The organism is Lentibacillus kapialis, from assembly GCF_014646635.1.
Classification (GTDB): Bacteria; Bacillota; Bacilli; order Bacillales; family Amphibacillaceae; genus Lentibacillus; species Lentibacillus kapialis.
On record NZ_BMNQ01000085.1, the window covers coordinates 1 to 8,411 of the forward strand.

Here is an 8,411-nt window from a genome sequence, read left to right on the forward strand (position 1 = left end):
TATGAAAGGAATTCCCTTTTACGAATCCAAAGGCTTCAAATTTCAATACGAAAATGTTCCAAAAGAGTATCCAACTTATATTAAACTGAGACACGCCAGGAAGATTTAAAATCATTTTTTGTTCAACTATACCAACTTATAGTAGCAAGTGACTGTTCCAGAAAAGGGCGCTGTTCCGGAATAAAGGGTAGCGCTCATTGCCATTTTAGGGCCAGATCGTATTGCGGCATAATCTTGTGAAATTAACAGAGGTTAACAGGAAATTTCTAAAGTGTATCGGATAAAAACTTATGGGGGAAGAAAAAATGCACGTTGAACAAAAGCTTTATCATGCGGCAATTAATTTGGTAAGGAGCAGATATCCTTCTGGTTGGGGTGGAGCAGCAGCGATGTATACTGAAAATGGTCAAATCCTAACCAGTGTATCGCCAGATGTTATCAATGCCTCAACTGAATTATGTATTGAAACTGGCGCAATTCTTGAAGCACATAAACTGAATAAAAAAATAACACATTCTCTGTGTGTAGTACGGGATGATGAGAATTCTAAGTTTAAAGTATTAACCCCTTGTGGTGTCTGTCAAGAAAGATTGTATTATTGGGGATCAGATGTTAAGGCGGGGATTACTTCCGAAGATAAGAATTTAACATTTAAAACCCTAGAGGAAATACAACCATATCATTGGACAAAGGCTTATGATGAGGAAAAACTATATGCTGAATAAGTTCAGCTAACGGGCGCAGTTACGGAACAAGGCTGCACTTCAAATGGGCCAGATTGAGAAATACTTGTATGCATAGGGGGAAATAAATGTTCAAGGGAAAATTAGCAAGTGATGAAGCTGTAAAGTGTTATGATGATGTGCTGAAAAGTATAAATGATTTGAATGAAGATAACGCAAAGGCACTTTTGAAACAAGTTTATGCCAGATTGGACATCGTTCAAAATGGAAACGGTGAATATAAAAGTGAACAATGCGTTACGGATTTAATATCAAGTTTTACAGAACTTGTTAGGTTTGCAAATAATAAGAAAGAGAATTAGGATTGCTTTTTATCAAGGTTATGCCGCAATCGGGCGCAAATCAGGAATAAGAATAGTGCTCAAGCTTAATCGACATGATCTTTAACCACGTTATTATTATCTGAAAGGTAGATTCCATTGTTTTTTTACATCGCTATATCCATTGGTTTAGTTGTTCTTTTGTTAGTAATGGGGTTCCTTTGGTTAAGTCAATGGACAAAGAAACCTGATGCAGATTATGTTTTGAAGTTTATTGCTAAAAACCCAGAGAGATCCTCTTTATCCGTTATAAAAAATGGAAAAAGCCTTGCGGATGTTCAATCTGATCAATTGCTCTCATTGGCAAGCACAGTGAAGATTATTATAGCCATTGAATATTCTCAACAAGCTGCACATAGTGAAATTAATCCAGCCGAAAAAATTAAAACAGATGATTTGGCACGCTTTTATATACCTGGGACAGATGGCGGCGCTCACGAAGCATGGTTGAAAACAATGGAAGAACAAGGACTTTTGCAAAACCAAACTGTTTCATTGATGGAGATTGCAAAAGGAATGATGTCCCACAGCTCAAATGCTAACACAGAATTCTTGACGATGCGGCTTGGACTCGACAGAATAAATGCTAATCTTGAAAAGCTTCAGTTGTCTAAACACGAGCAAATTTATCCTTTTGTATCAGCTCTTTTTATTCCATATGAAATTGCACATCAAAAGAGGCTTGATATTCATGATAAAAAGGATGCAAAAGAGATAGCGGCACACATTGAGGATATGTCACAAGCAGCCTACATCGAAGAGTCCATTAAAATTCACGATAAACTCATTCAAGATACTAATGGTAATTATAAGAGTCAGGTTAACATGAAAGCATGGCACAATATCGCATTTGATAGGCTAGCGTCCAAACGATTTGTCCGTTCAACGACTTCCGAATATGTTTCAATTGTACGAAAAATGAACGAAGGATTGTACTTTCCACTTCAGATTTGGGAGCACTTACAGCCGATTATGGAGTGGCCAATGAACGGAAAGAAAAACCAAAAGAGATTTAAAAGTTTGGGTGGCAAGGGAGGATCAACGGCTTACATTCTCACATATGCATTCTATGCAGAAGATAAGCAAGGAAATAAAACGGAATTGGCGGTCTTTTTCAACGACATCTATGGCTATGAAACAATCAAGCTTTCAAACAGCTCCTCTGCTTTTCAGTCAGCAGTGCTTACAGGCAGCCCTGACTGGGAAGACAAATTAAAAGCTTTTTTTGATGGTTGAGCTTGTCTAAGGTTATTCCAGAAAAGGGCGCTTATCTTTAATAAAGATTGGCGCTAATCTTGAGCCATTGGCCATTTAATGGAATAAGTCCTTGTTTAAATAAGGTGATTATTGTTGAGGTATTACCGGTTTATATAATAAATATAAAGCTATATGGATCATTCCAGAAAAGTAGAAGGAGGGAGGTTTAATTTGCAAAAATGTGAAAACTGCAATGCACAATTTAGCTGGAGTAAAATCTATAAATCGTTTTGGTGGATGTATAAACCAATTGAATGTGAAAGCTGCGGTGTTAGACATGAAATAACTATTTTTGGCAGATTTACATTTGTTATTCTGACTATTTTACCAATGCTGATATTTATGTATTTCCTTACCCTTTTCAATAATGTCTTTGTAACCATTGGTGCAGGATCTCTTATATTAATTGTCGGTTCTTTCTTCACACCATTTGTTATTCAATACGAAAAGGCATCGTGATAAATTATACTAAACAATCTGTTGCTTAGAATGATCTTAGAACGATCTTTCAGCAAAAGGGCGCAAAAACAGAATAAGGGGGGCTATTTTTGTCAAAAGGATTACTTCACCATATTGAGATATATGTTTCCGATTTAAAAAGATCAATTGATTTTTGGGGTTGGTATCTTGAGGAATTAGGATACCAACCTTTTCAAAAATGGGAAGGTGGACAAAGCTGGAAAATAGGAGATACTTACATAGTTTTTGTTCAAACAGAAGAACGATTTCTTGACATTCCATATCATAGATGTAGAACAGGTTTAAATCATTTAGCTTTTCACGCAGACTCACGCCAAGACGTCGATGATATGACTAAGAAATTAAAAGATAAAGGAATTACTATACTTTATCCAGAGCAGCACCCATTCGCTGGAGGAGATGATCATTACGCCGTTTACTTTGAAGATCCAGACAGAATAAAAGTAGAACTTGTAGCACCTTAACAGTTAAACAATCGGGCGCTAATCAGGAATAAGCATTAGCGCCTAAACTGGATATAAGGACCATTATTGCAGAAGATCAGATAGGTTTCAGGGATATGATTGGAGGGGTTGTTATGGATTATAATTTTAGTAAAATGTCACAAGAACAGGCAGAAAATATTGCTTCAAATTGGCACTATGAAGGTAAATATTCTTTTTATGATGTTGATGCAGATGAAGAAGATTTAGCTGAATTTTTGGACCCAAAAAAACGGGAGGACTCTCATTACATTGTTAAAGAAGGCGAAGAAGAAATTGGCTTCTTTAGTTTTAATGACAAGGGTGATTCAGTTGATATTGGATTAGGAATGAAACCTGAATTGACTGGAAGGGGTCTTGGTTTGGGCTTTTTTAAAGTTGGACTCAGATTTGTGATATCCAACTATAACCCTAAGGAAATAACGCTATCCGTTGCCACTTTTAATGATAGGGCTATAAAGGTCTATAAAAAAGCAGGATTTGAATCTGTTGAGACCTTTATGCAAGATACAAATGGCAGTCGTTTCGAGTTTTTGAAAATGAAGTATGAATGCGCAAAGTAAACAGCTATAGTATGTTAAAGATTCTTCCGAAAGGGCGCAGTTGCGGAATAAAAGCACAACTTTATTTGTACTGAACATTAAAGACTTTTCAATATAGAAAAAATCGGGTATACTATAAATAAGAAGTCATATAATAATAAAAACCGTCTGGTGCGGAAACACCAAACGGTTCAGTGCATAGCCCTTTAAGGGGGCGACTCACAATAGGGTAGAGAAAAATGACCACCGCTATTTGCTTGTCAGGCTAAGGGTGGTTATTTTTTATGATCAAATGACAGAAGCGCCACGATAAATGATCCAAAGGAAATCATCAAAATGAGCGTTTCAAATACTGTCATTGGCATCACCCCCTTTCGGGGAGTGAGCCACCACACACAAAAAGCCTTATGCACCTACTATCATTATAACATTTATCGAGAGCATATCCATCATTTAACGAAGATTTTAAATAGAGATAAAACGGATTGGATGACTTTCATCACAAGTATTCTAAAGGAGTTAAAGACAAGTTAAAGTTATTTGGATATAACACAAACGGGCGCCATTCCGGAATAAAGGGCAGCGTCCAAATTGCCATTGTAGGGTCAGATTGTGAAAGTTTATAGAATGAGAGGATGAATATTTTGGAAATATTTATTTGGATGATAGCAGTTGTGGTATTAGTTAGCTTAATTATGGGTATCTATTCCACTAACAAACACTTTAAAGTAAAAGAGCAAGAGATTAAATTGGAACAAGAAAGATTAGAGTTGGAAAGAAAAAGAATAGAATTAGAAGAGAAAAAAGTTTAGAGAAAAATGATTTCGTTCAATTAACGGGCGCGCGCGACAAGTTCCGCTATAAACGCTTAGAAGCGTGAACATGCGGGGAACTTTAATAAATTCCAACGTTACAACGGAGGATGGGAATGATGGAACCATGTTTTCTGAAACCATCCCGTCAACAAATCCTGCATGCGTTAAGGCTGACAGGCTTTAGGGTATGAAGCACAGGTGATTCGGCAGAACGAAGGCTGGAGCCACTCTTTTGGAGAAGGTATGCCGACGGATATGCCGCACGGCTGAAAAACTGGATATGGTGAGAATGTTCTTTGGGAAAGGAACTGACAAACTTCCGAATGTACGGGTCTAGAGTTAAAACATAGGGAAACTTATGTGTCATCCAACGATGGCGTGAGTAGTGTAGAGTAAAAATGCGCCCTCTGAAATACGCTATACCGAACAATGGCGGTATCCAGCTCACAGGCTTAAAGGAAGCACCTACGTCCAGTAGGGATAGCTACGTTGTAAGGGACTTGGGAAGCAAGGGACGTTGAAACAAGGACTGTCATCCGAAACGGTACTATAAGGCATATGCTGAAAGGTATTTATCCTTGTGAAGGTAGGGGTACGACCTGTGAATCTTCTGTAATGGAAGTGGAGGAACAGCCCCAAGTCTAGCGAATGGAACGGTGGTTTTCCAAGCGTTTATCGCGCCGATCGGGTAGGAATGTGTGATTTTACACAGCGCGAGCTTCAGGCAAGCGTTTTCTGTTTGGACGATAGTTATCCTCTTGTCTAAGTTAACGAGGAACTTATCATCTAGTACATATCGTTAGATGGAGCGTGGAGTGCGGGGAAAACCTGCATGCTCCATGTGGAGCAGGGGAAAAGCTGGAGATAACTTCAAAGGCTTACCTATTGCTAACTATTATCGAATAAGAGAATAATTATAAAACAGATATCATGGTGTGTACATTCTTATCATTCGTGGTATAATATATATAGAAAGTTCATAAAGTAATAAAGATCGCCCATGCTGAAACATGGGACGGTCGGTAGCAGACTGTACCCCAACAAGAGGGGTCGGTAGCATCAAGGAAAAAATAATCCCTCAGCGCTCCGAAACGCATTATGAGGGGTTGTTTTTTATGGTTTTTATCAGACATGATAAACGCTATTAACATCCCGAAAGATATCATTAGCGTCAAAGAACTGACAATATCCATAGGCGAGCACCTCCTTACTCGGGAAGTCTCCCAACGAAGACTAACGGCGGAACGACGGTGCTACCTAACCCCTCATGCGAAGCCAATCTACTGCAATCATTGTATCATAAATTGATTGTATAAAGACAAGGTTTTACAAATTAGTTCATCTTCATCAATCGGGAGCAAATCCCTAATAAATTATAATAAAAGCCCTATAACTATAATCATTGTTAAAGTTACGATCATTTGTTATTATAAATTTCAGAATTTCAAGTCCGTTAGAATAAATTATTGATAAATCTGAATCCCCCAAGATTTATCTGTTAAGGATAAGGAGCCACACCAGATGAATAGTCCAATTTAATACCCCATGATTTAGAATAATAAAATTTATTTTAAGTTGGGGGATTTAAAAATTGAATCAAAATTTTACTTTACTATTAACGGGTCAATCACTTGCAAATATTGGTGATGTTCTCTATATGGTAAGTATTATTAGTATGATCTTTACATTAACAGGATCTGCAACTGCAGCATCTTTTGTGCCATTTACCATCACTACCTCTATGTTTTTATCCAGTTTATTGACTCCTCTTCTGATTGAAAGGGTAAATTTGAAGTGGTTGCTGGCTGGTTCGCAACTAGGCAAAACGTGTTTAATTTTTATATTGGGATTAATGTTATCTGTTATATCGGAATCCACTTATCATTTGTTGTTTATCATTATTGGATTCATAGCATTACTTGATGGATGTGCTAACCCAATTAGACAAACATTGATTCCGCATTATGTAAAATCTACGCAGTTAATACGTGCAAATGGTATTGCTGAAACAGTAACTCAATTAATTCAAACAGTTATGTGGTTCATTGGTAGTTTGTTCTTGATCGTTATGAGTTCACAACAAATAGTTTGGGTTGTTGGGTTTTTGTTTGTGGTAGCAAGTGTTATTCTGGGCTTCTTAGAAAACGTTCAACAACAGTCAATTGCACGGAAAGACAAATTAGGGCAGATTAAAGAAGGATGGAATACCCTGTTCTGTACTCCTGTTTTAAGAAAAATTGCGGTTATGGATTTTTTGGAAACCCTTGCAGGAACTGTTTGGATTGCAGCCATTTTATTTGTGTTTGTCAGTGAAGCTTTACACGTTGGTGAAAAATGGTGGGGTTTCATTAATGGCGCTTTCTTTTTTGGATTAATAGCAGGGAGTGTTTATTGTGTGAAATACTCCTCATTTCTGGAAAAGAAATTAGGCGAGGTTATCTTTGTTGGTTCATTGTTTAGCTTTCTGATAACAATCTTGTTCGGTATGACAACCAACCCATACCTCGCATTGTTTTTATCTCTTGGTGTGGGACTTTTTGGGCAAATAAAGAACGTTCCACAGCAAACGGTAATTCAATCTAGCGTTCCAAAGGTAAAGTTGTCAACGGTTTATACTTCATTAGGAGCTATTGGAACTGGTGTATTCGGTGTATCGTCACTTGTTATGGGGATATTAGCTGATTTAACCGGGGTTAGAACAGTTTTCATTGTTTCAGGGTTATTACTTGCTTTGGTTAGTATAATCGTATTTAAAAATAAATATATGTTTGTCAAGAATATAAACGATTAATTTAATGGAAGTGTGGGTTTGACAGTTATTTGTCGTCCCACACTTCTAATGATTGCTTTAGGGAGTTGAACTGTATGGGGACAGAATCAAAACATAAAACCGCCTTGTTAGAAAAGATCAAAATAGTGAAAGGGGATAATTTTGTAACCATTGAAGATACAAAAAACCTGACGAATCAAGAACTGATGGAACTCGTAACATACCTGAGGGATCAGCCATCTATAAAAACTGCCAAAAATATAAATATCCTAGTTAACAGTAAATTTAACAAAGAAGTGGAATCGCTTTTACAAAAATATGGATTTAAGGTACACGATGAAAGTGTTACTGTTTACAAGGTTTTGAAGGAATCGGATAAGAATATATCTGGTTTTTCACTTAAGAATTTAGCTGAACTTTCAACGGAAAAATTTAAAAGTGTTTGGCGAGAATCTATGAAAGAATCATTAAATGCTCCATCTTCATTAAAAATAGATGAACAGATGCGAAGTGTAGAAGTGGAATTGGGTCCGAACTATAAGAAATCTTGTTTAGTTGCCTATGAAAAAGGAAATCCCATTGGGGTGATTATGCCACATATAGAGCCTGGAACATTAGAAGAGGGAAGAATATTTTATTTTGGACTTATCCCAAAAGAAAGAGGAAAGGGAAAGAGCCAACTTCTTCATCAACAGGCGTTAAGGATATTAAAAAATGACTTTAACGCCACCTACTATATCGGCAGTACTAGTCATAATAATATTCCTATGCTTAAAATATTCGAGAATAACGGATGTACTGTTTTAGAACGAAATAGAGTTTACAAAAAGAAAAATTAACTGGGCTTTTGTTAGAGCAAGTCTTCATTTAAAGGGCGCGTTTGTGCAACAAGAATGCGCTCTTCTTAATGAATCGGGCCAGATTGTTGTATAAAAGTGGTATGAAATGAAACATTACTTGTAATTTTTCGTATTACAAATAAAGCCACTTTGAAATAGGAGG

The 8,411-nt window shown here is 36.9% G+C and carries 10 protein-coding genes; 9 read left to right on the forward strand and 1 reads right to left on the reverse strand.

What is annotated here, in order from left to right; all coding sequences use genetic code 11:
* The first annotated feature begins 305 nt into the window (after nt 1-305).
* The 6 genes from IEW67_RS16940 to IEW67_RS16965 all read left to right on the forward strand — a co-directional run bounded on the left by IEW67_RS16940 (nt 306) and on the right by IEW67_RS16965 (nt 3,845).
* The gene (locus IEW67_RS16940; protein WP_188634260.1) at nt 306-725 is read left to right on the forward strand and encodes a cytidine deaminase; all 420 of its coding nucleotides are present in this window, start codon (nt 306-308) and stop codon (nt 723-725) included.
* A gap of 86 nt (nt 726-811) precedes the next feature.
* Nucleotides 812-1,045: a hypothetical protein gene (locus IEW67_RS16945; RefSeq protein WP_188634261.1), complete on the forward strand. Its 234-nt coding sequence runs from the start codon at nt 812-814 to the stop codon at nt 1,043-1,045.
* Nucleotides 1,046-1,162: 117 nt separating this feature from the next.
* Nucleotides 1,163-2,299, forward strand: coding sequence for a serine hydrolase (locus IEW67_RS16950; protein ID WP_188634262.1), 1,137 nt, complete (start codon nt 1,163-1,165; stop codon nt 2,297-2,299).
* 192 nt (nt 2,300-2,491) lie between these two features.
* Nucleotides 2,492-2,779: a TIGR04104 family putative zinc finger protein gene (locus IEW67_RS16955; protein WP_188634263.1), complete on the forward strand. Its 288-nt coding sequence runs from the start codon at nt 2,492-2,494 to the stop codon at nt 2,777-2,779.
* Nucleotides 2,780-2,868: 89 nt separating this feature from the next.
* Nucleotides 2,869-3,264, forward strand: coding sequence for a VOC family protein (locus IEW67_RS16960; RefSeq protein WP_188634264.1), 396 nt, complete (start codon nt 2,869-2,871; stop codon nt 3,262-3,264).
* A 113-nt stretch (nt 3,265-3,377) separates the two neighbouring features.
* Complete coding sequence (locus IEW67_RS16965; RefSeq protein ID WP_188634265.1) at nt 3,378-3,845, forward strand: GNAT family N-acetyltransferase; 468 nt, start codon at nt 3,378-3,380, stop codon at nt 3,843-3,845.
* A gap of 254 nt (nt 3,846-4,099) precedes the next feature.
* On the opposite strand, the gene IEW67_RS18515 is transcribed toward IEW67_RS16965, so the two are convergent.
* Nucleotides 4,100-4,189: a putative holin-like toxin gene (locus tag IEW67_RS18515; RefSeq protein WP_188634266.1), complete on the reverse strand. Its 90-nt coding sequence runs from the start codon at nt 4,187-4,189 to the stop codon at nt 4,100-4,102.
* 279 nt (nt 4,190-4,468) lie between these two features.
* Here IEW67_RS18515 and IEW67_RS16975 point away from each other — a divergent pair, with 279 nt between their 5' ends.
* From IEW67_RS16975 to IEW67_RS16985, 3 genes are all read left to right on the forward strand, one after another.
* Nucleotides 4,469-4,636, forward strand: coding sequence for a hypothetical protein (locus IEW67_RS16975; protein WP_188634267.1), 168 nt, complete (start codon nt 4,469-4,471; stop codon nt 4,634-4,636).
* Nucleotides 4,637-6,230: 1,594 nt separating this feature from the next.
* Nucleotides 6,231-7,430, forward strand: a complete 1,200-nt coding sequence (locus tag IEW67_RS16980; RefSeq protein ID WP_229671920.1) for an MFS transporter — start codon at nt 6,231-6,233, stop codon at nt 7,428-7,430.
* 74 nt (nt 7,431-7,504) lie between these two features.
* Complete coding sequence (locus tag IEW67_RS16985; protein ID WP_188634268.1) at nt 7,505-8,248, forward strand: GNAT family N-acetyltransferase; 744 nt, start codon at nt 7,505-7,507, stop codon at nt 8,246-8,248.
* Nucleotides 8,249-8,411: the final 163 nt, after the last annotated feature.

Coding starts and splice junctions, on each gene's coding strand:
- IEW67_RS18515 (WP_188634266.1), bottom strand. CDS start 4,189: ATGCCAATGACAGTATTTGAAACGCTCATTTTGATGATTTCCTTTGGA.
- IEW67_RS16940 (WP_188634260.1), top strand. CDS start 306: ATGCACGTTGAACAAAAGCTTTATCATGCGGCAATTAATTTGGTAAGG.
- IEW67_RS16965 (WP_188634265.1), top strand. CDS start 3,378: ATGGATTATAATTTTAGTAAAATGTCACAAGAACAGGCAGAAAATATT.
- IEW67_RS16985 (WP_188634268.1), top strand. CDS start 7,505: ATGGGGACAGAATCAAAACATAAAACCGCCTTGTTAGAAAAGATCAAA.
- IEW67_RS16945 (WP_188634261.1), top strand. CDS start 812: ATGTTCAAGGGAAAATTAGCAAGTGATGAAGCTGTAAAGTGTTATGAT.